The organism is Kordiimonas gwangyangensis DSM 19435 = JCM 12864 (assembly GCF_000375545.1).
GTDB lineage: Bacteria > Pseudomonadota > Alphaproteobacteria > Sphingomonadales > Kordiimonadaceae > Kordiimonas > Kordiimonas gwangyangensis.
The window spans coordinates 685,360-711,330 of sequence record NZ_AQXF01000002.1; the positions used below are offsets into that span (position 1 = coordinate 685,360).

Genomic DNA, 25,971 nt, shown 5'->3' on the forward strand with positions numbered 1-25,971 from the left:
GATCTGAGGCGACAGCCTGCCACAGCTTTGGGGCGTACCGCAACCGATCACACGTGGATCAAATCGCCGCAATCCCCGTATTTTTGCTGGCAGCGGCGGTAAAAATCGGCATGATGCCGCTAGGGAAGCCCGCCAGTATCCAACCAATCATGGGGAGTGGGGATACAGAAAGCGCGGGCGTGACGGCGCCGCCGTCCAATGACAACAATTCTGTACCTAGTGTGGGGGGACCTTCGTGGATAACAACACGCCCGATTCTTCAAAAATTCCGCTTTGGATAGCTTTGACGCCGCTGATCGCGCTGATCGTGATGCTGTCCTGTTCCGTTTATCTCTTCTCAGATAATTCATCTTACGGCCCCAACCAGATTGCGCTGATGATGGCGTCCGGTGTTGGTATCGCCATCGCCATGTGGCGCGGCCAAACCTACCTTGAGCTTGAAGACGCGCTGGTGCACGGCATCATGCTGTCGATGCGCGCCTGCCTCATCCTTCTCATGGTTGGGTCCATGATTGGTAGCTGGATGCTCGCTGGAACCGCGCCCGCCATCATTCACTTCGGCCTTGGGGTATTGGACCCAGCGTTCCTCCTGCCCGCGTCGCTCATCATCTGTGCGTTTGTCGCGGCCTCTATCGGTAGTTCCTGGACAACGGCAGCAACAGTCGGTCTCGCGCTCATCGGTATCTCGAGCATCCTTGGCGTGCCGGTTGAGATGACCGCAGGTGCCGTGATCTCCGGCGCTTACTTTGGTGACAAGATGTCCCCACTGTCGGACACTACCAACCTTGCGCCTGCCATGGTGAATGTGGACCTCTTTGTGCACATCCGCCACATGCTTTGGACCACAACACCGTCGCTTCTGATCTCGCTCGTGCTCTTTACTTGGCTCGGCTCCGGTCTCAGCACCGGTGACGGCGTGGTGGAAAGTATCGAGAGCACGCGCCTGCTACTGGAACAGAGCTATAACCTCGGGTTCCCGGCCTTCATTCCGCTCATTGTGCTGCTCGCGCTGGCACTCAGGAAAGTGCCTGCACTGCCGACCATCACCATTGGTGCTTTGGTTGGCTGCCTCGTGGCAGCTTTCTATCAGGCGGATGCAACCATCGCATTTGGCGGCGGCGAAGAGACCGGCGGCAATGTGCTGGCAACGCTCAAGGCGCTGTGGACCGCCATGGCCGACGGTTACACCGCCAACACCGGCGACGGCACGCTTGACGAGCTTCTGTCCCGCGGCGGCATGTCTAGCATGCTGAACACCGTATGGCTGATTATCTCAGCCATGTGTTTCGGTGGCATCATGGAAAAAACGGGCTTCCTTGGCCGTATTGTAACCGCCGCACTCACAGGTGTGCGCGGTACAGGGTCGCTCATCCTCACCACAGTACTGACGAGCATCGGCATGAACATTGTGGCGGGTGACCAGTATATCGCCATCGTGCTGCCGGGCCGCATGTATATGATGGAATACAAGCGCCGTGGCCTTGCACCGCAAAACCTCAGCCGCACGCTTGAGGATGCGGGCACCATGACCTCAGCGCTTATTCCGTGGAACACCTGTGGTGCCTTCATGGCTACCACGCTTGGTGTTGCCACCTTCGCCTACGCTCCTTACGCCTTCTTCAATATTCTCAACCCGATCGTTGCGATCATCTACGGCTTCTTCAACATCAAGATTGTGAAAGCCGAGAATGAAGAAAGGCTGGCATCTGCGGACGCGTAAGCCTGGCAGGTAAATCCTTACCCAACAAAAAACCCGGCCATAACTGGCCGGGTTTTTCTTTCACTGCCCTCCGCGGGAAGAGGAGGCGGGAGGAACAGTGGGTGAGGTAACTTTTTACGCTACATCGGACACTTGGCGTCTTTGCCAACACCGAGCTTCAGCGCAATGTTCGCGACCGTCACATCGGCCTTGCCAACTGCGGTCAGGCGGAACGGCTCAGACACCTTGTCAAAGCTGTCACCTTCTTCTGCGAGGCACGACAGCGGCACGGTAACCGTTTGCCAGCCCTTGCCTTCAATCTGGCGGAAAGTGGCGGTGAGGTCATATTCACGCGTGCAGCCTTCACCGCAAGCAAGGCTGACCATGGCGCCATTTGCACCCGCCGCAGCAACATTGAGATCAAACACAAAGGCGGCGTCCGCCTTGTATTCCTTCGACCAGTCAAGCGCTGGCCCCGCACTGATGGCAACATTCGCTGCCGTATCATGCAGCGCTTCCATGCGGAGCGCATCGCCCTGAATGTCCTTGTCGACTTGGGCAATGCGTGCGCTTTCCGTCGGCAGTGCAGCATAGGCGCCGCTCAGCTGCGCAAAGGATGTTGCATCGCTGAGGATGATCATCCAAGGCGCGATGGTGCGGCCCGCATAAAGCTTGATGTCCGCCACGTCTGTGGAGGCAACACCTTCAATATTCACCGGCAGGTCGGACGGCACGGTCACATCGCTCGTGTAATCAAGGCCATAGCCATAAGCGAACAGCGGATCATAATTTTCATGGTGCGGGTTCAGCACATCCTGCAGCGGCGACTTCGGCCAGGAGAAAGAGAGCCGCCCTTTGAAGTCATGCGCTGCCTTGCCGTCCTCGCCTGCGACCAGCACGTCCGCAATCCCCGCGCCTTCCGTGCCCGGCAGCCACGCGGCGACGAATGCATCAGATGCGTTCAGTTCCGGGTTTACCCACATGGGGCGACCAGACAGGAACACGGTCACCACAGGCACGCCGTCGGCCTTGAGTTTCTCAATCAGCTTGAGGCTGGACTTGGTGCCCGGCTCAAACTCAAGCGTTTCAATGTCACCCTGCCCTTCGGCGTAGGGATTTTCACCCACCACAACGACCGCCACGTCAGGCTTGGTCTCGTAGCTGCCATCCACAGACAGTACAGCATCGCCGCCCGCAGCTTCCACCGCGTCCTCAAGGCCTTTGAAGATGGACGTGGCACCCGGGAAGTCGCTGTTCACGTTACCCGTGCCCTGCCAGCTAATGGTCCAGCCACCGGACTGTTTGCCAATATTGTCAGCGGCATCCCCTGCCACCAGCACGGTTTTACCCGGCTGGATTGGCAGCACCTGACCGTTATTCTTGAGAAGCACGAGACTCTCGCGCACAGCCTGCCGTGCTACCGCACGGTTTTCCGCCCGGCCAATGATATCGTCTTGCCCCGCGACACCGCGCGCAGACGGCATGCCCTTCTCGAACAGACCAGCGCGCAGTTTGACGCGCAGGATACGGGCCACCGCATCATCAAGGCGCGCCATCGGGATCTCGCCCGCGTTCACCTGCTCGAGTGTGTTCGCATAGAGCTTTTTCCAGTCTTCAATGGTCATGAAGAGGTCGAGGCCAGCGTTCACAGAAGCAGCGCAGGAAGCGTTGTTGCAGCCCGGCACTTGGCCGTGGCCGTTCCAGTCCCCCACGATCAGACCATCAAAGCCCATACGGCCCTTCAGCACGTCGGTCAGCAGGTACTTGTTACCGTGCATCTTGGTGCCGTTCCAGGACGAGAAACTGGCCATCGCCGTTTGCACACCCGCTTCGATCGCGGCGGTATACCCGGCTGAGTGAATGTCCCTCAGTTCCTTCTCGGAAATCTTGGCATCACCCTGGTCGTCACCATCCTCGGTGCCGCCGTCAGCGAGGAAGTGTTTGGCGGTCGCCACCACATGGTTCACGTCCAGAAACTCATCTGTGCCCGGCACACCCTGAAGGCCCAGCACCATGGCGCGCGCATAAGCGGCTACGATCTCAGGCTTCTCGGAATAGCTTTCATAGGTACGGCCCCAGCGGTCATTCTGGGCCACAGCAATTGTCGGCGCAAAGGTCCAGTCGATGCCGGTCGCGCGCATTTCAAGCGCGGTAACAGCGCCCACTTTTTTCATCAGCTCCGGGTTGTTCATCGCACCAAGGCCAATGTTGTGCGGGAAGATCGTCGCCCCAATCACGTTGTTGTGGCCGTGCACAGCGTCACTGCCCCAAATGATCGGCACCGCGACACCGCCGTCCTTGTCGTCCATCGAGGCTTTATAAAAGCTGTCCGCAAGCGCAAGCCACTCGCCCGGTGTGGCGTGCTTGTTGCGGTTCGGCAGCGAACCACCACCATTGAGAACAGAGCCCACATGATATTTGATGATGTCGTCAGGCGTCACATACTGGATTTCCACCTGCATGATCTGGCCAACCTTCTCCTCCACCGACATGCGGGAGATGATTTCCTTGATCTGCGCTTCCTGAGCCGCGTCCTTCTTCACCGGGCTTTCCGCAGCGGGCCAGAAGTCAGCTTCGGTCGCGCAGGCGGTGGTGTATGGCAGTACGGATGCGCACAGCATCAGGCTGGCGATAGCAGAAAGCTTGCTCCGCTTTTTCAACGTGACATGGATGGACATAATTTTCTCCAGATGTGTCCTCGGGAGAATGGCAGTGTGTAACCTCCCCCAAGGTCCGACCCTTTTTCGCCGCCAGTTCCTTCCCCTCGCGGCATGAATTTCGTGCGCCTGCCAAATAAGACAGCGCTGTCATTTAAAATTGACAGAATCCGGCGAAATGTCCAGAAAAAATATGACAGCGCTGTCTTAATTTAAATGAACTGGGATCAAGCCAGCTTCGCGACGGAATCCCGTTTAACAAGGGAAAAACTGTGTACAGACGGCGTCAGAACTGCGTCTTCCTCCCCCTCTTCCGTCTTCATGACAAGGTCGAAGGCAGTACGTGCCATTTCTTCAACCGGCTGTTTCACGGTCGTGAGCGCCGGTGAGACGATAGAGGCAATCGCATCATCATCAAAGCCCGCGATCGACAGCTCCTCCGGCACCTTCATTCCCCGCTCCCGCGCGACAGCCAGAATGCCCGATGCCATCTCATCGTTGGAGGCAAAAACCGCTGTTGGCTTATCTTCAAGCGCCAGCAATGCCTCAGCCGCCGCCCTGCCACTCGCGTAAGAGAACATGCCTGCCACCACCATCTCGTGTTTTACGCGCAAGCCATGGGTTTGCATGGCGCGAATATAGCCGCGTTCCCGGTCCACGGAACAGGCGTGGTTCGGGTCACCTTTTACAAAGGCAATCTTCTCATGCCCCATGCTGATAAGATATTCCGTCATCTCGAAGGCGGCCTGGAATTCGTCAATGGTGACCTTGACCATATCATCGGCTGTAACGCCCGCCGCGATGCGCGCTGTTGGTACACCGCTCGCGCGCAAGGCATTCAGCACCACCATGTCGTCGCAGATGGGCGCGGACAGGATAACCGCATCAAACTTGATGCTGTTCAGCACCTGACGGAGCTTGGCCTCGTCCCCCTGCTCCTTGAATACTTCGACCACCAAGTGGCAGCCAATGGCTTCACAGCGGTTGAGGATGCTGCGCAAAACCTTGCTGATATAATCCCCGCTCGGGTCATCAACAAACAGGCCGACGATATAGGATTTGCTACCCGCCAAGCCGCGCGCCTGCAAGGACGGGCGAAAGTTCAGCTCGGCGGCGACTTCGAGGATTTTTTTCTTCTTGTCCTCGCTGACATATTTTTCATTATTGAAAACCCGCGAGACGGTCTTCATCGACACGCCAGCAAGGCGCGCCACATCGCTCATCGTCGCGTTTTTTGGTTTTCCGTTTGCCATTCTTGTGCCAGCCCAGCCTATTTGCCGCTATATTGATGCGTGAATGCGGATCATAAGTCCACTATAACAAGTACGTTGCGAATGTCACGCGAACATGATAGCGCTGTCATTATTGCAAATACTTGAAAAGAAAAGAGTTCAAGCGCCGCGATGGGAAGTAGCAGCCGCCAAAACTCGAAACTGCCGACCTTCCTTGGCTATGGCTCGGGGGATTTCGCGCTTAACCTGTTCTGGCAAGGAACAGGCTTTTTCCTGTTCTATTTCTTCACCAATGTGCTGGGCCTTTCCGGCAGTGTGGTTGGCACCATCTTCCTGATGGCAAGCCTTTGGGACGCGGTCTCTGACCCCATGATGGGTTATATCGCGGACCGCACAAAATCGCGCCTTGGGCCATACAGGCCCTACCTTCTTTACGGCGCGGTGCCGCTCTCGCTTTCCTTCATGCTCATGTTCTCCCCCCTCGATATGGGGACCGAAAGCGGCCAGATCATTTATGCTAGCCTGGCGCTGCTGTTGTTCCGCACGACGTATACCATTGTTTCGATCCCTTATTCCGCGCTTGGCGCACGGGTGACGCGCAATTTTGACGGCCGCACGCGCCTTGCTGGCATCCGCATGTATTTTGGTTTCATGGGCGGCGTTTTCATCAGCTTCACGGCCAAAAAGCTGCAGGAAAACTATGATGACCCCACCGCGTTTTTCTACATGGGCATCGTAGCCGGCGTGGTTGCCATTGTTGTGCTGGTGGCGTGTGCCCTGCTGTCGCGGGAAAGTGCCAATCCCATCAACCGGCACAGCGCGCCAAAGGAGGGCAGCGCCAGCATTGCGGCCATTTTCCAGAACCGGCCTTTCCTCCTCATCGTGGGCGGCATCAGCCTTGTAACCATTGCCACCAACACAGTCGCGCAAACCCTGCTTTACTATTTCGAGACCCACCTCGGCGACCGCATCTCGGGCAACAATGCCATCATTATCATGAGCGGTGCGCCGCTCCTCACCATCCCACTTTGGTCTGCGCTCACGCTCAAAGTGGGAAAAAAAGCCGCGTGGATCATGGGAAGCCTGATTGGCGCCGCCGGCCTCGCGGTGCTTTATTTCGCAGCACTTCATGACGAGATGGTAGCCTACGCAGGTGTCACCATCACGGTCGTTGGCCTCAGCGCCTATGCCGTTATTTTCTGGAGCATCCTCCCGGACACCATTGAATATGGTTACTATCGCAGCGGTATCAAAAGTGAATCGCTCCTTATCGGGGTCGCCTCATCGTTCCAGAAGCTCTCAATCGGCTTGTCTGCCTATATCGCAGGCCATTTGCTTGACCTCACCGGCTACCTGCCCAATACCGCCCCCACTGAGGCCGTGGCTGACGGTATCCGCGATATTTTCACCATTATTCCCGCCATCGCGCTGCTGGCATCCGCCGCGCTGATGATCTTTTACCCCATTACCGCGCGCTCCCACGCAGCGCTCGTTGAGGAGCTGCAGGCGCGCGAAGGCGATACAAACAACTAACTCGGAGGGACATTTATGACATTTGGGAAAACAGCGGCAATTACCGCACAGATATTGCTCATGTCTTGCGCAGTTTCCGCACAGGAGCGAGAGCTTGTGTGGTCGGACGATTTTGACGGCAAAGGCCTGAATACCGAGGTTTGGAACATCATTGAGGGCAACGGCTGCCCGCAGAACTGCTATTTCGGCAACAATGAGAAACAGACCTACACAAAGAACACGGAAAACCTGCGCCTTGAAGACGGCAAGCTGGTGATCGAGGCCCATAAGGGCGAAGGTTTTACGTCCGCCAAAATCACCTCTGAAGGTGTACCGGGCTGGACCTATGGCCGTATCGAAATGCGCGCCAAGCTGCCAACAGGCGTCGGTACATGGCCCGCTTTCTGGATGATGCCGGACGAAAGCAAATACGGCCCGTGGCCCAAGTCGGGTGAAATCGATATCATGGAACACGTGGGCTATAACCAGAACCACGTGCACGGCACCGTACACACAGAAGCCTATAACCACCGTATCGAGACACAAAAGGGCGCTGACACACTGGTGGAAACTTCCGCCAGCGAGTTTCACACCTACACCATCGACTGGGATGCGGATGAAATCAAATGGTCCATCGACGGGGAGCAGTATTTCGCCTTCACGCGTCAGGATGGTGACACCTACGCCGAATGGCCATTCGACCATCCATTCCATGTCATCCTCAACCTCGCCGTTGGTGGCGACTGGGGCGGCAAGGAAGGTATTGACGACAGCACTTTCCCTGCCCGCTACGAGATAGACTGGGTGAAAGTCTGGAAATAAGCCTTTGAACTAAAATGACAAAGCCCCGGTCACTGCCGGGGCTTTTTTATATGCAGCGCGGGTAAGATATAGTCCCGCATCATGGCTTGAGCCTGCTCCATATAAAGCGGCCATTCGCCGTAGTTGCCTTGTGTCATCACCACGACCATATCCTCATTTGGGAAGATATTGATCTGCTGCCCGCCATCGCCGTCAGCGGAGATATAGGGCACGCCACCCACCTCCCGCAGCCAGAAATAATAGCCATACCCAGCGCCTTCCGGGCTGGCCTGATGCCGGGTCATCTTCGTGACCCATTCGGTGGGGATGATGCGTTCGCCCTGCCACATGCCGCCGTCTAACACCGTAACGCCGATCTTCATCATATCGCGGGGTGTAAGATGCAGCCGTGCACCGCCCTCGGGCGGACCGGTCGGCTGCTTGTCCCAGCGGTAGTTGTGGATGCCGAGCGGCCCGAAGAGGCGCTCATCCGCCCACACCTGCAGCGGCTTACCAAGGCGATATTCAAGGATACGCAGCACAAGGTTCGGCAGCGCGCTGTTGTAGCGCCACTCCGACCCCGCACCCATATTCTCTTTTGAGAACAAGGTTTTGGCGAAATCATCTGACTGCCACAGCTTCACCAGATCATCACTTGTCCATTCATCCCAGCGAAAGCCAGCGGTCATCGTGAGCAGGTCATGAAGCGTGAGGGAGCGGGCCTTGCCCAGGAGCGAAGGTTCAAGGTCCGGCGGCAATAGGTCTTTTATCAGCGTATGTTCGCTCAAGCCCAGTTCATCAAGCGCGATACCCGCAAGGATGCCCGTCACGGCTTTAGTCACAGACGCTACATAATGCAGGCGATCCGCATTCCATGCCACTTCCGGGCCTGGAATACGCTTGATGCCACCTTCAAAATCAATGTGGTCACTGCTGCCCGTGAAATATTCTTCCAGCAGCAGGTCACCGCTTTTGTAGACAAGCACGCTGTGCACGTCCTTGAACTTGGCGGCGCGAATGTCAGCAGCTAAGCGCTCCAGCCCAGTCTCGGCCGCCATCACAGTGTCATCTGCAGCGGCACAAGGCATAACGGGCGCCGCCAACATCAGGAGAGCGCTGAGGACGGCTACGTGCCTCACATCGGTGCCTTGCAGTAGCGCTCGATATATTGCTGGTGTGTGGGCAGGCTGGCCGTTGTGCGTGCCACATTCGTTTGCACGTGATTGAGGAAGTTGGCGATTTCTTCCTCGCTCATCACATCCGCCACCGGGTGGTGCTGCTCCGGCATAATGCCCTGCCCCAGCATAACCTGAATCCAGGAGTTTTCGGCGAACAGTTCGTCCGACATTTTGAACACGCGTCCGGTCTCGCGGAACAGGTCGATACGGTGCTGAAGTGTGTCCGGTATCTCCATCGACTTGCACTGCCGCCAGAAGGCGGAATCTGTGCGGTCGGTCACATGATAGTGCAGGATGATAAAGTCGCGGATACCTTCAACCTCAAACTCGGTCTGCTGGTTAAATTCATCAATGTCCGACTGCTTCACGCCTTGCGACGGGAACATGCGCATCAGGCGCAGGATACCGCGCTGGATAAGGTGGATACTGGTGGATTCAAGCGGTTCGATAAAACCGCTTGAAAGCCCAAGGGCCACCACATTCTTATTCCAGTGCTTGCGCCGCATCCCGGTCCGGAACTTGAGCACGCGCGGCTCAATAAGCGGCTTGCCCTCGATATTGTTCATCAGGGTCGAGATGGCTTCATCATCGCTCAGATAGCGGCTGCAGAACACAAGACCATTGCCCACACGGTGCTGCAGCGGAATGCGCCACTGCCAGCCACTGTCGTGAGCGATGGAACGTGTATAGGGAATGGGTTCAGACACCGCTTCCGTTTGCACCGCGATGGCGCTGTCGCACGGCAGCCAGTGGGTCCAGTCATCATAGCCTGTGTGCAAGGTCTGTTCGATGAGGAGACCCCGGAAGCCTGAGCAATCGACAAAAAAGTCGCCCTCGACCATCTGGCCGGAGGCCAGTTTGACGCCCGTGACAAAGCCGCTTTCTCCGTCCTGCATCACCTCAACGATCTTGCCTTCAATGCGTTCAGCGCCGTGTTCTTCCGCCATGCCGCGCAGGAATTTGGCGTAGAGGCTACTGTCCAGGTGATAGGCGTAATTGAGGCCCTGTTCCGGCAGGTGCGCGAAACGGTTTTCAAGCGCGGCCTTCAGCTCAAGGCAATATTCACCGAAGTCCGCCGCAATGCCCATTTCCATGCCACGATGCCAGAAGTGCTGGAAACCCGCGGTCCAATGGTCTTTGCCGGTAATGCCGAAGGAGTGGATATAGCTGTGGCCCTTCTCGCGCCAGTTGGCGAATTCGATACCCAGCTTGAAGGTGCCCTTAACGGCGGCCATGAACTGCTGTTCGTTAATCCCCAGAAGGCGGTTATAGGTCAGGAGTGTGGGGATCGTGGCTTCGCCCACGCCCACTGTACCAATCTCTTCTGACTCAATCAGTTTGATGTCGATGGTTTTGCCAAGCACCTTGGCCATGGCCGCCGCGGCCATCCACCCGGCGGTACCACCACCTGCAATCACAACCTTCTGGATTTTACCCTTGTTCATGGTCTTCCCTATCCCTTCCCCGGGGAGTTTTTATCTGTTCAGCCTGTTGAGGAGGAACGCGCGAATACGGCGCGCGATCGTGTCATCCATAGGCGCAAGCACACCGCGGCTTGCCGCCGGAATATGCTCAAAGTTTTCATCTTTATTTTCAAACACATAGTGGTTGAAAATATCCTGCCACACCTTCTTTTCGTGTGCCGGCAAATCCCTGATTGTCAGGATTGCATGCTGGAGCGCGTTGAAGGGTGGCCCCATGTATGCCGGCACATCACGCCACCAGTAGTTCACGAGCACATTGAACGCGCTCAAGGCTTCCACATGATGCCACCACATGCCGGGGATATAGATGGCATCACCCGGCTCCATCTCCGCCACTTGTGCGGCCTTGAGCGCCTGACGGAACTTCGGAAACTTCTCAAAGTCCGGTGCATGGAAATCCACAAGGCTCACGGCCTGCCCAGCTGGCGTCATGTCCAAGGGGCCGACATATAGGTTTTCAAGCTCTTCCGGCGGGAACAATGTGAAGCGGCGCTTGCCCACCGCCACGCAGGCAATATTGTCCGGCATGTCATAGTGGGCAGCGATGCGGGTACGGTTCCCTATCCAGATGCTGGCGAGCGGATCACGCAAGCCAAAATCAAGTGCGTTCTCACCGCGCAGGCCCGGCAGGCAGGTATCAATTGTGGTGGAAGCGACATAAATAAGCGGCGGCCGCTCGCCGCTTTCATGCGCGGCAAGTTCATTGAAAATTTCGTCCAGCTTCACGCGTTTCATGCTGAAATTCGGGCCGCTCAGGTCTTCGTTATAGAACACGCGACCATCGGCCTCAGGCGCACCAAGGGACGCGCCAACGGTCGCTCCCTGATAGTGGGAGAGCAGATAGCGGCGCGCAGCCTCAGAACCCTCAAACCCTGCCTTCACCAGCGGCCAGTCTCCAACCAGCCGTTTTAAAACAACAGGTTCACGCGACGTAAAAATCTCATCAGGCACACGCCCGGACGTGCGTACATCCAGTACCCTGACCTGCTTTTCGATATTCAGTGCGCTTGCCATACCAACAGCCCCGGTGGTCTAAAGCCGCGCATTCAGGCGGTCAACCAACCCACGGATATGGGAATGGGACGCAAGCACCATATAAATCGCCTGCAGGTAGCCTTCCTTGTGAAGGGCGGCCAGTGCATCAGCGCCAAGGGCGGCCAGCTTCTCCTCGCTGATGGTGTAGAAACCGGTGAGGCGGTTTTTGGAGCCGTCACGCAGTTCAATGTCCAGATTGAAGGATTCGAGGAGCTCATGTTCCACCAGCGCCGCACTGAAAGGCCCGTTTTCACGGTCGCCGTGCTGCAGGGCGTCGAGTAATGCCGCGATACGATTAAGGAACGGCGTGTTGCCTCCATGCTCAAGGAACAGCGGCTCACCTTCGCTCTTGCTCACGCGGGGGCTGTCCATATCAACATGCACCACACTTTGTGGTTCACCACCGCCCATGCCACCTTCAAAACCGATGAGGAAGGGTTGGCGCTCCATCGCCACAGGAATGTAGGGCGCATGCCAGCCAGCGTCGCTGAGGAACAGGTTTTCATCCCGGCGCAGGCCAAGCATAGCCAAGGGATAATAGCGGTCGCTATTCGGGTCTTTCTGGAAGAAAATCGGGTAATGGGCCTGAATGTTCCGGAATTCGAACGGGAACGTGTAGCTGTACATCACATTGTCGCCAAGCGCGGCAGACCGTCTGGTGATGATACGCAGGTCCTTGTGGTCGATATTGTTCAAAAGAACATGGTTACTCATGGAACTCCCCTCCCCTTACTCAACATGGCGAGGGTGCCGCTTACGCATTGCCGCCCCTCACATCCAGACGCCAGCTTAGATGGAAAAAGCCGTCGTTTCCAACGGCTTTTCCCTGATTTTTGGAACTTAGACGCAAGGCCTAGAAGTTGTAGCGGACACCAAGGTTATACCGTGCACCACCTTGCGTTACATACTGCACGTTGTTCACGTGACGGCCATGCAGGCGCTGGGTGGAGTTGGTGATGTTGATGCCTTCCGCAAACACTGTCAGGCCTTCCATCAGCTCGTAGCTCACGTTCACATCCCACTGGCCATAAGCCTCGGTGTAGGATGGGTTGTTTACACCACCAGCTGTGGTCGTTGCGTTCAGGAACTTGTCACGCCAGTTATAGGCGACACGAACCTGCAGGCCATTTTTATCGTAGAAGCCGATAAAGTTGGCGCTGTCGCTGAGACCCAGAAGCGCAAACTGCGTCACACTTGCAGGCAGCTCGTTATTGAAATCAACGTCGCCGTTCACCATGGTGTAGTTGATGATGGCACCGAAACCGCTATCCCCAAAGGTATGCTGGAGTGCGAATTCCCAACCATTCAACTTGGCCGACTTCTGGTTGACGGGGACCGTGATGTCGAACGACACCGTCGGGTCCTCGCCTTCCACGCCATAGATAAAGCCGGTGTAGTTGCCGTTAGAATCAACGCCTGTGATCTCAACCGTGTTCGGATCTGCGTTCTCGAAGATCCAGTTACGGATTGCGGTCAGGTCAGCATCCGAACCGAGCGCTGCAACAGCGGCCTGGTAGCGTGCGCCACCAAACGGGTGCGGCAGATCAAACGGCGTTGCCTGAATTTCAGAGACACCGATGAAGTTGTCTACGTCCTTGTGGAACCAGCCGGCGGAGAAATAGCTCGCGTCGTCATAGTACCATTCGGCCGAGAGGTCGATGTTCTTGGATTCAAATGGCAGCAGTCCTGGATCACCCTGGCTACCGGTACCGCCATCAACACGGAAGATCGTGTTCACAGTCTGGCCGCCCTGGATATCGGCATAGCCCGGGCGTGTGATGGTTTCACTGTAGCTTGCGCGGAAGATCACATTGTCCATAACCTCGATGTCAAAATCGAGAGCCGGGAGCCAGTGCTCATACTCGCCCGTCAGTTCGGTAAAGTCCTGATCGCTCGAGAAGATAACGCCGAACTCGTTCGCGCCACCCCAGTTGGTACCAATCGCAATTGGAACAAGGGCTTGCGACGCCACGTCGGTTTTCTCGTAACGCATACCAACGGTCAGGTTACCCGGACGACCACCGATTTCAAACTCGGAGTTCGCCTGCAGGTAAGCACTGATGCTTTCTTCCTGCGTACGGCGGTCGGTAGAATAGTTGTCCGTCGCACATTGACCGGTGCCACCGCAAGCGCCGTAAAGGTCATCGATGATGCCAGCCATACGCTCGAAGTCCCAGAGGAACATCTCGTTCAGGAGGCTTGGATCGTCGCTGCCATCGAGTTGATCAAACTTGTCGGCAATCGTGGTGCGGATGAAGATGTCGTCCGGAATATCGGAAGCCGGACCAGCACCACCCCAAGTATCACGCTGTACGTTCGAGTAAGCTGACCGAACATTGTTCTCGGTGTAGGCCACGCCGAAATCAACGCTGCTGATGAGCTTGGTATCAAACTCATACGAACCACGGAGCTGAGCCTGTTTGATTTCCGTACGCATGTAGCTGTTACGGAAGCTCGAACCGGTCGAGGTACGGAGTGCAGGATCGATACCCGTTACACCCGGCGCAAAATCAACGGACAGAACAGGGAATTCGTTCTCATAGTTGATCGACTGGCGTGCCACGATAAAGCTTGCTGTACCGATAACGGCGTTGGTGCCGTATGGGCTGTCATTGCCGGACTTGGCGCTTGAAATATGACCATCAAGCTCAAGGGTCAGGCGATCATTCGGTTCCCACTTCAGGTTGGCACCGATGGAGTTATTCTCATTCTTTACAGCAAACATGCCGCCGCCCATTGCGAGGTCGGTCGGTGTGCCGAAAGTTTCCGAATAATTGATCGGGCCAGCAACCGGACCGTCTGTCCATTCGCTCGACGTATTTGCAAAGTCGAACCAGACAGCAAGGTCGTTACGCTTGGTGCGGATCGTATGTTCGGAATAGGTATAATCGACCGTCGCGGTCAGGGTATCGACCGGGCGGAACTGAAGGGTCAACTGGCCGTTGATACGCTCACGGTCGATGTCATTGAGGCTATAGTTCAGGTTCTGCTGAACAGCATAGACATCGTCCGGGCCCGGACGGTTGATAACGTTGATGTCGGACTCTGAGCCACCTTCCGGAATCTGTGGCAGGGTGCCCCAGTTGTTCTCGGAACCAAGGTACGCACCGCGCCACCCGTCAGGCACACTCGCCTGATTGAAAGACGCTTTGCGCTTCTGGTAGCTACCGGAAAGCGCGACACCGAACTTGTCGTCAGCGAAGGTGTTGCTGTAGATACCGGAGAATTCCGGAGTTACAGGGTCACCAAAGTTGCGCGAAGTATCGTAAACCGCTTTGGCGCCAACACTTGCGTGCATGCCCGGATCGTTAAGCGGACGCGTCGTCTGAATGTTGATCGTCGCACCAATACCACCGGTCGGCACTTCAGCGCGGCCAGATTTATAAACCTGAACGCCGGCAACACCTTCGGAAGCGAGGTTCGCGAAGTCGAACGAACGGGACGCAGAAGCACCAGTTGCCTCAATCGAGGAAACCGGCATCTGACGGCCGTTCAGGGTCACAAGGTTGAAGTCAGGGCCAAAACCACGAACCGTTACCTTGCTGCCCTCACCGTTCTGGCGGTCAATCGACACACCCGTAACACGCTGGAGGGATTCTGCGAGGTTGGTATCTGGGAATTTACCCATGTCCTCGGCAGAGATGGCGTCTACGACACCTTTGCTGTTGCGCTTGATGTCCATAGCGCGTTGGAGACTGCCGCGAATACCGGTTACGACAATCTCTTCGAATTCTTCTACATTTGCGTCGGAACTACTGTCCTGTGCGGATACAGCAGACGCAGAAACTACAGCCAGGATGAGCGACATCGTGCTCGCCACTGGGCCATAGCTCAGGCTTCTAGGCTTCATGTACCTTCCCCTACTCTAATGTGCATTTCCCCGACGGCTGCCACGACTCTTCCCGCTCGTAATGACAGCGCTGTCTCTTTGTTGATAGCAATATGACGTAAATATGTCCATATTTTTCTGACAGCGCTGTCACATTAAAGCAAAAAAACCAAGATACCCTAGGGTTTCAGCCACAAGCGCGAGACACACTTCTGCACAAATTTGCGCCAGCCAGCGCACAAAAAAGAAGCTGCCCCAGGTTTTGGCGCAGCTTCATAAACTTTAGGTACAGATGATTCTTCAGAGGGATGCCACCATCTGCCGGTCGCTCGTTGGCGCCTCCCACGGCAAGTGGTTTTCCTCCAGCACCACCATATTCTTGGTGGTAATCACATCAGGCACTGCCGAATAGCCCAGAAGCTCGGCTGTACTGGCCTCAGGGTAGCGCGCAAGCACAAGCGCCTCTTCCGATGAGAAATTGGTCAAACCACGCGCAATCTCCCGACCCTCCTCATCATAGACGTGAAGAATGTCGCCCTTCTGGAAGTTCCCCTGAATGGAGACAATGTCCGTGTGTTTGATTGGCGCAATTTCATCCGTCAGCGCAACAGCCGCATCCTGCTTGAGCACAAGACTACCCGCCACCTGCAGGCGGTTGGTAAGCCAAACCTTCCAGGCTGACTGCGGCGTTCCTTTAGCCACACATTTGGTATGGCGGCGCTCACCCTCCATAACGGAAAGGAGCGGGCTGTCGATAATACCTTCAGCAATAATAGTGCTACACCCGGCATGTTGCGCCATATTGGCAGCCTGCAGCTTGGTCAGCATACCACCGCTACCCAGTACACTCGTACCTTCCGTGGCGGAGAGATATTCACTGACATCTTCAAGCCGTTCGATAAAGCGCGCCTCAGGGTCTGACGGCGGTCGGTCATAAAGGCCGTCAATACTGGTAAGCAGCACCAGATGATCCGCCTGGATCATTTGTGCCACCTTGGCCGCCAGGCGGTCATTATCACCCACACGCAACTCCTGCGTCGTCAGGGTGTCATTCTCATTGACGATCGGCATGATGCCATTCTCAAACAAGCGCTCGATGGTGTTCTTGGCGTTGATAAAGCGGCGACGCTCTTCCATGTCACCAACAGTCACCAGAATCTGGGCGATGTCGAAGCCAAACTCGTGCGCCACCTGCTTGTATGCGTTAAGGAGCAATAGCTGACCACACGCCGCAGCGGCCTGTTTATCCAGAAGTCCGGCGTCTTCCGGTGTTTTACCAACAGCGTTAAGGCCAAGCGCCACCGCTCCTGAGGACATCAGCACAACGTCATAGCCCTGCTTCTTGAGTTTGGCGATATCACTGAGGAGGCCATGCATGAAAGCATACCTCAAAGTGAGCTGCTCGCTATCTGCCAGCAGGCTTGATCCAATTTTTACAACAATACGCTTTTGGTTACTCACCAGTCGCCTCCTTTGTGGTTCGCTGGTTGCCCGCTCGGGCCGTCAGTCGCGCAATAATATTACTTTGACTACGATTTATTTCAACCCCCTCATATTTTCAGAAAGCGTCAAAAACATGACAAAGAGTGCCGATAATTCATTTATATGTAGCGGCTTACGCCCATCTCAGCGCGCTCTGAGATTATTTTGCGCGCGACATATTAAAATCATATTTCATTTGTATTCTAAATTTAATTGCCTATATGAGGCACGAACACGACGAAAAATGCTTTCGCCGCGACAGTGAATTTGTCTGCAGCGAAACATCAGGTTTTGACGACAAGGAAAAAAGGAGTTTTCCATATGGATGTTCTGTTAATCGGCTGCGGGAAAATGGGCGGCGCAATGCTTCGTCGCTGGCTCGAGCGCACAGAGCATAAGTTTACCATTGTCGACCCAGTCGCTGATGATACGCCAGCGGGCGCAGAACTGCTGCGCAGTGAGGGTGATCTAGGCGACCGCAGTTTCGATATGGTGATTGTCGCCATCAAACCTCAAATGGTGGATACGGTACTGCCAGACTATGCCAAGCGCTTGAAGAAGGATGGCTGCGCTGTCTCCATCGCGGCTGGCTGCAGCATGGCGCGGATCAGCAAGCTGCTTGGTGATGCGCCCACAGTGCGCGTGATGCCCAACCTGCCCGCCCTCATCGGCCTTGGCGCGACCGGGCTTTTCGCCAGCGACAGCGTGAGCGACGACCACCGCGCGCTGGTCACGAAGCTGATCAACTATGTCGGCGAAAGTTTCTGGGTATCGTCCGAGGACGAACTTGACCGTCTGACGGCTGTGTCCGGCAGTGGTCCGGGCTATGTATTCCAGTTCATGCAAAGCTACATCGAAGCGGCCGAAGAGCTCGGCTTCAATGAGGACACCGCCCGCGCGCTCGTGACCCAAACAATCATTGGCGCGGCCAAGATGGCGAGCCAGTCGGATAGCACGGTCGTAGACCTGCGCAATTCGGTCACCAGCAAAAAGGGCACGACCGAAGCCGGACTGAATGCCCTCAACAAGGGTGGTGCGCTGGATACTCTTCTGAAGCAAACCACGGGCGCTGCCTACTCGCGCGCCCTTGAGCTTCAATAAGTACGCGCTCACCAAACACTTGAACGAGACCAACCGAGAGAACCAAAGGAGTTCTTCCATGACCGTCATGAATGACGAGATCAAAGACTATGTTTATAAACTCGCGGCAGACGCGGAAAAAGCCGCACGCACTTTGGCAACTGCCAGCACGCGCGAGAAAAACGATGCACTGAGGGCTGCGGCAACCGCGCTGCGCCAGAAGTCAGCCGATATTCTTGCCGCCAACGCGAAAGATATCGAGAAAGCCAAGAAAGACGGCAAGCCTGCCGCCTTTATCGACCGTCTGCTGCTGGACGAAGCGCGCGTCGCCGCCATCGCGGACGCTGTGGACAGTATCGCTGAGCTCCCCGACCCTGTTGGCCGTGAGCTGGCGAAATTCGACCGCCCCAGTGGCCTCAAGATTGAGCGTGTGGCGGTGCCCATCGGTGTTATCGGCATGATTTACGAGAGCCGCCCGAACGTGGGCGCGGACGCCGGTGCGCTGTGCCTCAAGTCTGGTAACGCGGTGATCCTGCGTGGCGGGTCTGAAAGCTATCATTCGAGCCACGCCATCGTTGGCTGCATGAAAGCTGGCCTCAAGGCCGCGGGCCTACCAGAGGAAATCATCCAGATCATTGAAACCACCGACCGGGCTGCTGTGAAACACCTGCTCAAATGCGCAGAGCATGTTGACCTGATTATCCCGCGCGGCGGCAAGGGCCTTGTGAAGCTGGTGATCGATGAAGCAGCCGTACCAACGCTCCAGCACCTGGACGGCAACTGCCACACCTATGTGCACCAAGCCGCCGACCTCACGAAAGCAGTCGCACTGATCAAGAACGCAAAACTGCGCCGTACCGGCATTTGCGGTGCAACGGAAAGCCTTGTGGTCGACAAATCGGTCGCGGGCGACCTGCTGCCACAGCTTCTGGACGCCATGCCGGACTGTGAATTCCGTGGTGACGCCACTGCGCGGTCCGCCGACAGCCGCGTGAAAGAAGCGTCTGAGGATGACTGGGGCACTGAGTATCTGGACGCCATTCTTTCCGTCAAGACGGTGGACGGGCTTGAGGAAGCGGTTGATTTTGTTTCCCGGCATTCCTCCGCGCACACAGATGCGATCGTGACAGAGGACCCCGCAGCAGCCACCACTTTCCTCAATGCTATCGATTCCGCTGTGGTGATGCACAACGCATCCACGCAGTTCTCGGATGGTGGAGAGTTTGGCATGGGGGCCGAAATAGGCATCGCAACCGGCAAGATCCACGCGCGCGGCCCCGTGGGCCTCGAGCAACTGACCACCTTCAAATATATGGTCAAGGGGGACGGCCAAACGAGACCGTAACCTCCTCACAAAATGACCGAAAGCCCGCTTGGCCTCTCGCCTGGCGGGCTTTTTCTATGCCTCTCGCTCCGGTCACCGCGCGCCAAATGCAACTTATCGCATTCACGCACACACGCCGAGCACAGGCGGTTTATATGCTCTCAACAATAAAACAGAGAGGACAGTCATGATTTCAACACTGAAGGCAGCCGCGCTTGCCTTATGCCTTGGTGCTACGAGCGGTGCGTTGGCCGATGATGCACCCCATATTTTCAAAGACTTGAGTGAAGCTGACATTCACACAGGCACATCCCAGTATCTGGTCTTTCTCAAGGACAAACCCACCGGCAACATCCACGGTATCTCGCTTTGGGAGCGTACGACAAATATCATTGAGGAAGACGACAAGAAGCTCGTGGAAGTTAAACAGACATGGTCGTCTGATGACCCGCGCTTCAAGCGTGAGCTATATTCCCTTGTGCACCTCAAGGACTTCACCCCCATCATGCACCGCACCGTCATTGGCGATGAGAAAACAGTCCGCGCCTTCAAATACACCGACGGCAAGATCATGGGTGACCCGGACGTCGCCGGGAATGCGGTAGCGGACTTCAGCATGCCTGATGAAGCCACAAGCTATAACTGGGAACTGGACATGGAAACCCTTGCCCTATTGCCACTTGGCGAAGGCAAGGAATTTGCGATGCCCTTCTATCACCCGGGCTCCAAAACACCGCCTAAGGCGTACACATACAAAGTCGTCGGTTCAGACACACTCACGACACAGGAAGGCAACTCGATTGAGGCCTGGATGCTGCGTATCGATCACGACGGCAAAGGCCAGTCGACCTTCTGGATGGATAAACGCACCGGCGCGCTCCTCAAGCTCGAGGAGGCGTGGGGCGACATACTACGTTATAAGGTGCGTCTCGATATACCGGTCGGAACAATTCACTAGACATTGTCCCGTCAGTGTCATGCGGTGGGCCAAGCTGGCCCACCGCTTTTTTTATGCTTATTCTGCGGCCACAGGCGTGAACAGCAGGTCATGATAGTCGAAGCTGAAGTCCGCGATCGGGGAGACCGCCTTCATCGTGATGCGGCTGACCTTGCCGTTTGCATCCAGCGCGAAGGTTACAAACGCGGGCTCCATGCCCGGGTCATTGAACTTGGTCTTGAAGGTTTCGAACTGGTAATGCTCAAGCGTTGCTTCAAGCCCCAGCGAATGCGGGAATTTGACAACAATCTTGCCACCTTCGTCCCGGATATTGATCGTGCCATACCAGGGGTCGTTATAGTCGCCGGCGTATCCCGCAGCATCAAGGGAAGGCCCAACATCCTTCAGTTCAGCCTCAGGCCCTTGCACAACTTTCACCGCCGCTTCCTGACGGGCTTTCTTCATGGCATGCAGCTTCTCAGGCCACGTGTCAGCAGGGGCATCAAGATAATGATCCAGAAGCTCATACAAAAGGCCGCGAACAAGCTCGCCTTCTTCACTGTTCACCGCGATAAAGAGGCCCACATTCTGGTCCGGCAACAGTGCAACGGCAGTGAGGGATCCAAACACAGCACCGCCATGCCACACCAGCTTGGCACCGCGATAGTCCTGCACAGTCCAGCCGAGGGCGTAGGTGCGGAAAATCGGTAGCGTGGGCGCAAACTCACCTGCCCGTGGCCCCGTCGGTATAACCACAACAGGCGACCACATCTCGGCGGACTGCGCTTCACTGAACAGGCGCTTGTCGCCACCCGGCATTTGCCCATGCGCGAGCTGGGTCAGGAGCCATTGGCTCATATCGTTGGCGCTGATGGCTAGACCACCCGCTGGCGCAGCGTTCGGCGCGATGGCCGCGGTTTCATCAAGCGGCACCTGGTCTCCCATGCCGCGGATCGGGCCATTCAGGCGCGCGTGCGGCCGTGCGCGGTTTTTACTTTTGGTGAAGGCGGCGTCACTGACCGTGGATTTGCCCATGCCCAGCGCGTCGAAGATATTCTGCTGCACAAACGCTTCCCACGTCTCGCCAGTGATTTCCTCAATCAACTGACCGGCGACCATATAAAGCACGTTATCGTAAGCATAGCCACTTCGGAAGCTCGTCGCTGGCTTGATATGACGCAGCCGCCTGACCGTTTCCGCGCGCGACAGGTCACTGCGCGGCAGGAACAGAAGGTCACCGGCACCAAGACCAAGGCCACTACGGTGTACCAGAAGGTCACGCACCGTCATCTCACGGGTGACCCAGGCGTCATACATGCGGAAGTCGGGCATGTGGTCGATCACCCGGTCATCCCATTTGAGCTGACCGCGATCGACAAGAATGGCAAGCGCGGCGGACGTGAAGGCCTTACCGGTGGAGCCGGTGGCAAAAATGGTGTCCGCGTCCACGCCGCCCTTGGCTTCAAGGCTGCGCACGCCAAACCCCTTGGCCATGGTTACCTTGCCATCTTCAACAATGGCAACAGTCGCGCCGGGCGCGCCAAACTCATTAAGGAGGCCTTCAACACGGTTTTTGAAATTCTCTGGCGGCGCGGCAAATGCCGGTAGCGCCAGCGATAGATGGGCCGCAGCCACAATCGCGGCGGCAAAACGAATACTGGGCATGGTTTATCTCCCTGCTGTCTCCATGCGGAGTTGTCAGATTGCCGGACGGCCACAGGGGCAACACCAGCTGCAGGGCAAAACATTGGCAGCATGGCCGAAAGCCGTCAGAAACAATCGCCTCATGGGAAAACTCACCCATCAGTCACATGTTTCAAGCTCGTCCGGTCTGCTCAGTACGATATGGAATTTGTTGTTATGGCAGGGAAGCTAACACCTGAACCCGGCACACGCAAGTCAGGATAAACGGCTCAGCCATAGCCAAATTGCGCGGCCACATTGGCGGTCTGACGCTTGATGGCCGCACGCTCGTCGGCCGTGAATTCCGGCTCATAATATTCTGGCGCGCTGACAGTCTCGCGCGCTTCGTCAGGAATCGTGCCATGCGAGAGGCCCACATGATCAAGCACGGCAGCCATGGTGGCATCAGGCGCCTTGCACATATCCTCATAGCGCACGATGCCTGTCGCGGCCTTCAGCTCCGCGTCAGCCTCCAGCTGGTCAGCGATATGGCCATATACGGACGCCCAGTAAAGCGCGTATCCTTCAGCCTCCTGCCCCTTTTGCCAAAGGTGGTGGATTTCCTCCGCCTTGCCGTCACCCAGGTCGATCGCGCGCCGCGAGGGGCCAAACTCATAGTGCCCACTGCGGCGCAGGTGGTCGGTAATGCGCGGGTCCTTGTCCGCCGCATCCATGAACAGCCGGTGCTGTTTCATCAGCGACGCCACATGCCAGTCCGGATGCCGCACAGGCACAAGAAAGCGCGCGCCGGCAAACAGGTGCCTGAGGTAAGGCAGCCGCGTGGAATTATAGTTGCCCTTGGCCAGATAGCGCCGCCCGCCACGCAGGTGCAAAATCTTGCGGATATGATCCCGGTAGTAAGCCTCAAACGCGTCAGCCTGCAGCCCAGCATCCATCACCGCGCTGCGGCCGATCTGATGCACATGGGGGAAAAACTGCATCCACAGGATTTCTTCGAACGCTTCCGGACTTTCGGGGGTTACCTTGATGCGGTCCTTGTGAGCACGTTCGCGTGCGACATCGTCCTTACGACCGGCCCGGTCCACAAACCACGACCAGACGACCGGCGCCTGTACCAGCGGAAAGTCGCGGTACCGGTGGCTGACAGTCTCATCGTGCCGGGCCAGCATCTCAAGGAGGATGGTGCTGCCAGCACGCGCCACACCAGCGATATAGATGGGCCGGTCGATGCCAATCTGATCAAGCTCATCCCGCATGACCCGGCTTTCCATTTTGCCAAGCCACGTGGCCATGCCGGGGTAACGTTCAATGAAACCACCAAGCCGGTCGTTCCAGCCGTCAATTTCGATACTGTCACTCACTGAATACGCCTGACATGTTTGTAGATGAGGGAAAAGATGATCATTGCTGCGATGAAGCTGATCTCCCATCCCCGTGCCCAATCGGGGCCGAAGGGCAGCACTTCCACGCGCCCATAAGCGCCATCAACCCATATGAGCAGCAAGAGGAGTGGCACAGCAGCCAGCAGCGTGCCGGGCAGCACGATGCCCACCCTCATGAAGGCCGCACCCAACATGCCGCGCATCATCGGCCATGCTTCTTCAAAATCACCATCAAAGCTGTCGAGCGCCTGTTTACGTTCTGCAAAACGGGCCTTGAGTTCCGCAATCTTCTTTTGTGGCGACAGCAGGCGATAAAGCTCCATTGTAATGATGGAGGCCAGCAGCGCCCACAAGGCCAGCCGCGCGAGCGCAGGCAACACGGATGCCATTCCACCATCAACGGCAGCCAAAAAAGGCGCAGGGAAATCGAGGAATTCCACCCTTAAGCCCCCTGCTGCGGATGACTTTCAGGAGATGCTGCACTCACAGCGTCCTCTTTCGCCGCCCGCTGCGCTTTGCGTTTGCGCAGCCATTTACGCATCGGCCACGCGAGGATGAAACCAACCGCCGCAAAAATCGCTACGAGCAGCGCCCACAGCGCGCCCAACAGGCTCAGGCCTGCACCGGGCCCGACATAGGCCTGCGCTGAGGCGGTAATCCCAAGTGTGGCCACTGCGGCCAGAAGCATTGAAAACTTTTTCATTGTGAAGTCTCCATAGTGTTGACGGTGTTCTCCCCTCTGAGAACGGCGGGATCGAACGCCCCGGCGTCAAGCCGCATAGACCATGCGATAATCGGTAATTTCTGGCCCTTGTCGCCACCCCGCACCGGGTTGACAAATTCCCAGACCACGTCGCCCGATGGCGTGACCTCAACGATGCGGCCGCCGGACGATTCCGTAATCATGGTGTTGCCGTTCGCAAGGCGCTGCTGGTCAGACCGGATCGCGCTCAAAAGCGGGTCCTCTGCGGTACCAGCATATTGCCAGACAATCTCTGTGGTGGCTGGGTTGAACTCAATCACCCGCGACCGGCCTTCGGGTTTGCCGAAGTTGCCAAAATTATCGAACATCAGAATGTTGCCATTTGGCAGGATGTCCGGATCGTGCTGGCCGATCCACGGCCCGCGCGTGAGCCATTCAAGCGCACCGCTTTCAGGGTCCACCACACCAACCGAATGCGTTTCCCGGAACGAGAGCAGCACCTGCCCTTCCTTGCCGAACGGGAAGTTCACTGCTTTCGCCGCGTCAATGTATTCCACCGTGTTGGTATGCAGCGGATCGGCGCGCGAGAAGGCAGAAACCGTATACACAAGCTGGCGGTAGTATGAATCGGCGAAAGACTGCAGCAGATCGACTTTATTGAGCACCTTGCCGTCCGGCGACAGGGTGACGAGATAGTCATCAATCCTTGGCGTCTCCAAATTCGCGTAGACCGGCATCACCTCCTGGGCGATGGCATGCGTCAGCACATAGATGCGCCCGTCAGGGGCGATATCAAACTGGTGGTGCGCACGACCGGCATACTTCCAGATGACATTGGACGCGCTGTCAATTTTCACGAGACCATAGCCATAAGGCGTGTCGCCCGTGCCTTCATAAAGCGCGATCAGGTCGCCGTTTGGCAGCACCCGCGCGTTCCGAAAGTGCACAAATTCATCCGGCTGCGGATGTTCAGGCCCACCGTCCCCCGCTTCATGGAACTTGCTGAACGGCAAGCGCCACTCGTGCACGAGCGCGCCCTCTTCATCAATCAGGTAAGCCGCTGGCGCATCGCCGGAGGTATAAAGCGTATACCCCGCCTGCATCCGCGCGCGGTCAATGCGGGTAACGCCCTTGCCGTCAGTCTTGGCGGCGACCCAAAGGTCGGTATCATAAACATTCTGCTGGTGGGTGAGCTTATCATACCAGGCCATGCCGCCCTTATAGGCGCGTTCAATCGCCGGCCCCGGGAAGTAACCCGCCACAACAGATAAGGCACCAACGAGAAAGATGAGCGCGAAGGCACCCACGCATGAAATTAAAAGGAAAATCCTGTCGCCGCGGTCGGCTTTACTATCATCGGTCTGTGGTCCGGTGTCCGGCGTGTTACCCTGCATATAGCGTCCCTTTGTTGCAACCAGCCCGCTTTCGGGCACGGCCTTCCAATGCAACTATTCACTGATAAGCGAACACCAGAATTGCGGCTTATTGATGTCTGGAAACGGGGCCGGAATGGGATGGAAGCGCCGCAAAAGATGGCAAACCCGCGCCCCCAGACAACAAAGAACCCCTGCCACACGATGTGATAGGCTTTCGCTCTTCGGTGGTTTTGGTCTGAGGATTTACCGGCAGTTGCTACGCTTTGTGCCGTTGCCTCCAAGCCATTGCTTAGCAATGCCTTTCCGGCCGAACCGGCGTGCTCATAGGCCTGCGGCCAGCTTCGCAAACACCGTCTCCACCTACCAATAAAAAAGCCAGCACCCTTTAGGGTACTGGCCTTTTTAATGGTTGCGGGAGCAGGATTAGCCTCGTCGCTATGCACCTCGTCACTCCGCTTCGCTCCGTATGAACACAGTTTCATTCACCAGGCTCCTGCGACAAAGTCAAAAGCCCCTGCCACACGAGGTGACAGGGCCTTTTAATTGGTTGCGGGCTCAGGATTTAGCTTCGCTGACCTTGGCGCTTGATCGCAACGCGACGCGTTGCTGCGCCTGC

General features: G+C 56.7%; 19 protein-coding genes. 6 read left to right on the forward strand and 13 right to left on the reverse strand.

The window, feature by feature from the left end:
- Positions 1-235 precede the first annotated feature (235 nt).
- Entirely contained in the window at positions 236-1,720 is a 1,485-nt protein-coding gene (nhaC, locus tag B150_RS0108230; protein WP_020399432.1) for a Na+/H+ antiporter NhaC, read from the forward strand.
- A 119-nt stretch (positions 1,721-1,839) separates the two neighbouring features.
- Here the strand turns inward: nhaC and B150_RS0108235 are convergent, their stop codons facing one another.
- Together B150_RS0108235 and B150_RS0108240 are read right to left on the reverse strand one after the other, a co-directional pair.
- Entirely contained in the window at positions 1,840-4,377 is a 2,538-nt protein-coding gene (locus B150_RS0108235) for a glycoside hydrolase family 3 protein (protein WP_020399433.1), read from the reverse strand.
- Between the two features lie 206 nt (positions 4,378-4,583).
- Complete coding sequence (locus tag B150_RS0108240) at positions 4,584-5,609, reverse strand: LacI family DNA-binding transcriptional regulator (protein ID WP_020399434.1); 1,026 nt, start codon at positions 5,607-5,609, stop codon at positions 4,584-4,586.
- 150 nt (positions 5,610-5,759) lie between these two features.
- On the opposite strand from B150_RS0108240, the gene B150_RS0108245 reads away from it, so the two are divergent.
- Positions 5,760-7,121, forward strand: coding sequence for an MFS transporter (locus B150_RS0108245; protein WP_020399435.1), 1,362 nt, complete (start codon positions 5,760-5,762; stop codon positions 7,119-7,121).
- Between the two features lie 15 nt (positions 7,122-7,136).
- Complete coding sequence (locus B150_RS0108250; protein ID WP_155859984.1) at positions 7,137-7,922, forward strand: glycoside hydrolase family 16 protein; 786 nt, start codon at positions 7,137-7,139, stop codon at positions 7,920-7,922.
- Positions 7,923-7,951: 29 nt separating this feature from the next.
- Here the strand turns inward: B150_RS0108250 and B150_RS0108255 are convergent, their stop codons facing one another.
- The 6 genes from B150_RS0108255 to proB form a co-directional block, all read right to left on the reverse strand.
- A complete protein-coding gene (locus B150_RS0108255; protein WP_162139675.1) occupies positions 7,952-8,959 on the reverse strand; it encodes a serine hydrolase domain-containing protein in 1,008 nt (335 codons plus the stop codon).
- A 77-nt stretch (positions 8,960-9,036) separates the two neighbouring features.
- A complete protein-coding gene (locus B150_RS0108260) occupies positions 9,037-10,524 on the reverse strand; it encodes a tryptophan halogenase family protein (RefSeq protein ID WP_020399438.1) in 1,488 nt (495 codons plus the stop codon).
- A 30-nt stretch (positions 10,525-10,554) separates the two neighbouring features.
- Positions 10,555-11,577: a cupin-like domain-containing protein gene (locus tag B150_RS0108265; RefSeq protein WP_020399439.1), complete on the reverse strand. Its 1,023-nt coding sequence runs from the start codon at positions 11,575-11,577 to the stop codon at positions 10,555-10,557.
- Between the two features lie 18 nt (positions 11,578-11,595).
- Positions 11,596-12,312 carry a SapC family protein gene (locus B150_RS0108270; protein ID WP_020399440.1) on the reverse strand — a complete coding sequence of 239 codons (717 nt, stop codon included), beginning with the start codon at positions 12,310-12,312 and terminating at the stop codon, positions 11,596-11,598.
- A gap of 139 nt (positions 12,313-12,451) precedes the next feature.
- A complete protein-coding gene (locus B150_RS0108275; protein WP_211205931.1) occupies positions 12,452-15,448 on the reverse strand; it encodes a TonB-dependent receptor in 2,997 nt (998 codons plus the stop codon).
- Positions 15,449-15,727: 279 nt separating this feature from the next.
- A complete protein-coding gene (gene proB, locus B150_RS0108280; protein ID WP_020399442.1) occupies positions 15,728-16,888 on the reverse strand; it encodes a glutamate 5-kinase in 1,161 nt (386 codons plus the stop codon).
- Between the two features lie 342 nt (positions 16,889-17,230).
- Between proB and proC the strand changes: the two genes are divergently transcribed.
- The 3 genes from proC (at position 17,231) to B150_RS0108295 (ending at position 20,271) form a co-directional block, all read left to right on the forward strand.
- Complete coding sequence (gene proC / locus B150_RS0108285; RefSeq protein WP_020399443.1) at positions 17,231-18,010, forward strand: pyrroline-5-carboxylate reductase; 780 nt, start codon at positions 17,231-17,233, stop codon at positions 18,008-18,010.
- A 67-nt stretch (positions 18,011-18,077) separates the two neighbouring features.
- The gene (locus B150_RS0108290) at positions 18,078-19,334 is read left to right on the forward strand and encodes a glutamate-5-semialdehyde dehydrogenase (protein ID WP_025897608.1); all 1,257 of its coding nucleotides are present in this window, start codon (positions 18,078-18,080) and stop codon (positions 19,332-19,334) included.
- A 166-nt stretch (positions 19,335-19,500) separates the two neighbouring features.
- Positions 19,501-20,271 carry a DUF3108 domain-containing protein gene (locus B150_RS0108295; RefSeq protein ID WP_020399445.1) on the forward strand — a complete coding sequence of 257 codons (771 nt, stop codon included), beginning with the start codon at positions 19,501-19,503 and terminating at the stop codon, positions 20,269-20,271.
- Between the two features lie 57 nt (positions 20,272-20,328).
- Here the strand turns inward: B150_RS0108295 and B150_RS0108300 are convergent, their stop codons facing one another.
- From B150_RS0108300 to B150_RS0108320, 5 genes are all read right to left on the reverse strand, one after another.
- Positions 20,329-21,915, reverse strand: coding sequence for a serine hydrolase (locus B150_RS0108300; protein ID WP_020399446.1), 1,587 nt, complete (start codon positions 21,913-21,915; stop codon positions 20,329-20,331).
- Positions 21,916-22,163: 248 nt separating this feature from the next.
- Positions 22,164-23,255, reverse strand: a complete 1,092-nt coding sequence (locus B150_RS0108305) for a sulfotransferase (RefSeq protein ID WP_020399447.1) — start codon at positions 23,253-23,255, stop codon at positions 22,164-22,166.
- Positions 23,252-23,716, reverse strand: coding sequence for a hypothetical protein (locus B150_RS0108310; RefSeq protein WP_020399448.1), 465 nt, complete (start codon positions 23,714-23,716; stop codon positions 23,252-23,254). Before B150_RS0108310 ends, B150_RS0108305 begins: the two co-directional genes overlap by 4 nt.
- A 2-nt stretch (positions 23,717-23,718) precedes the next feature.
- The gene (locus tag B150_RS0108315; RefSeq protein ID WP_020399449.1) at positions 23,719-23,979 is read right to left on the reverse strand and encodes an NfeD family protein; all 261 of its coding nucleotides are present in this window, start codon (positions 23,977-23,979) and stop codon (positions 23,719-23,721) included.
- On the reverse strand, positions 23,976-25,373 hold the full coding sequence (locus B150_RS0108320; RefSeq protein WP_020399450.1) for an arylsulfotransferase family protein: 1,398 nt from the start codon (positions 25,371-25,373) through the stop codon (positions 23,976-23,978). Before B150_RS0108320 ends, B150_RS0108315 begins: the two co-directional genes overlap by 4 nt.
- Between the last annotated feature and the right edge of the window lie 598 nt (positions 25,374-25,971).

Coding starts and splice junctions, on each gene's coding strand:
- B150_RS0108275 (WP_211205931.1), bottom strand. CDS start 15,448: ATGAAGCCTAGAAGCCTGAGCTATGGCCCAGTGGCGAGCACGATGTCG.
- B150_RS0108290 (WP_025897608.1), top strand. CDS start 18,078: ATGAATGACGAGATCAAAGACTATGTTTATAAACTCGCGGCAGACGCG.
- B150_RS0108235 (WP_020399433.1), bottom strand. CDS start 4,377: ATGTCCATCCATGTCACGTTGAAAAAGCGGAGCAAGCTTTCTGCTATC.
- B150_RS0108300 (WP_020399446.1), bottom strand. CDS start 21,915: ATGCCCAGTATTCGTTTTGCCGCCGCGATTGTGGCTGCGGCCCATCTA.
- B150_RS0108255 (WP_162139675.1), bottom strand. CDS start 8,959: ATGGCGGCCGAGACTGGGCTGGAGCGCTTAGCTGCTGACATTCGCGCC.
- B150_RS0108260 (WP_020399438.1), bottom strand. CDS start 10,524: ATGAACAAGGGTAAAATCCAGAAGGTTGTGATTGCAGGTGGTGGTACC.
- B150_RS0108250 (WP_155859984.1), top strand. CDS start 7,137: ATGACATTTGGGAAAACAGCGGCAATTACCGCACAGATATTGCTCATG.
- proC (WP_020399443.1), top strand. CDS start 17,231: ATGGATGTTCTGTTAATCGGCTGCGGGAAAATGGGCGGCGCAATGCTT.
- B150_RS0108270 (WP_020399440.1), bottom strand. CDS start 12,312: ATGAGTAACCATGTTCTTTTGAACAATATCGACCACAAGGACCTGCGT.
- B150_RS0108315 (WP_020399449.1), bottom strand. CDS start 23,979: ATGAAAAAGTTTTCAATGCTTCTGGCCGCAGTGGCCACACTTGGGATT.
- B150_RS0108320 (WP_020399450.1), bottom strand. CDS start 25,373: ATGCAGGGTAACACGCCGGACACCGGACCACAGACCGATGATAGTAAA.
- B150_RS0108245 (WP_020399435.1), top strand. CDS start 5,760: ATGGGAAGTAGCAGCCGCCAAAACTCGAAACTGCCGACCTTCCTTGGC.
- B150_RS0108295 (WP_020399445.1), top strand. CDS start 19,501: ATGATTTCAACACTGAAGGCAGCCGCGCTTGCCTTATGCCTTGGTGCT.
- B150_RS0108265 (WP_020399439.1), bottom strand. CDS start 11,577: ATGGCAAGCGCACTGAATATCGAAAAGCAGGTCAGGGTACTGGATGTA.
- B150_RS0108240 (WP_020399434.1), bottom strand. CDS start 5,609: ATGGCAAACGGAAAACCAAAAAACGCGACGATGAGCGATGTGGCGCGC.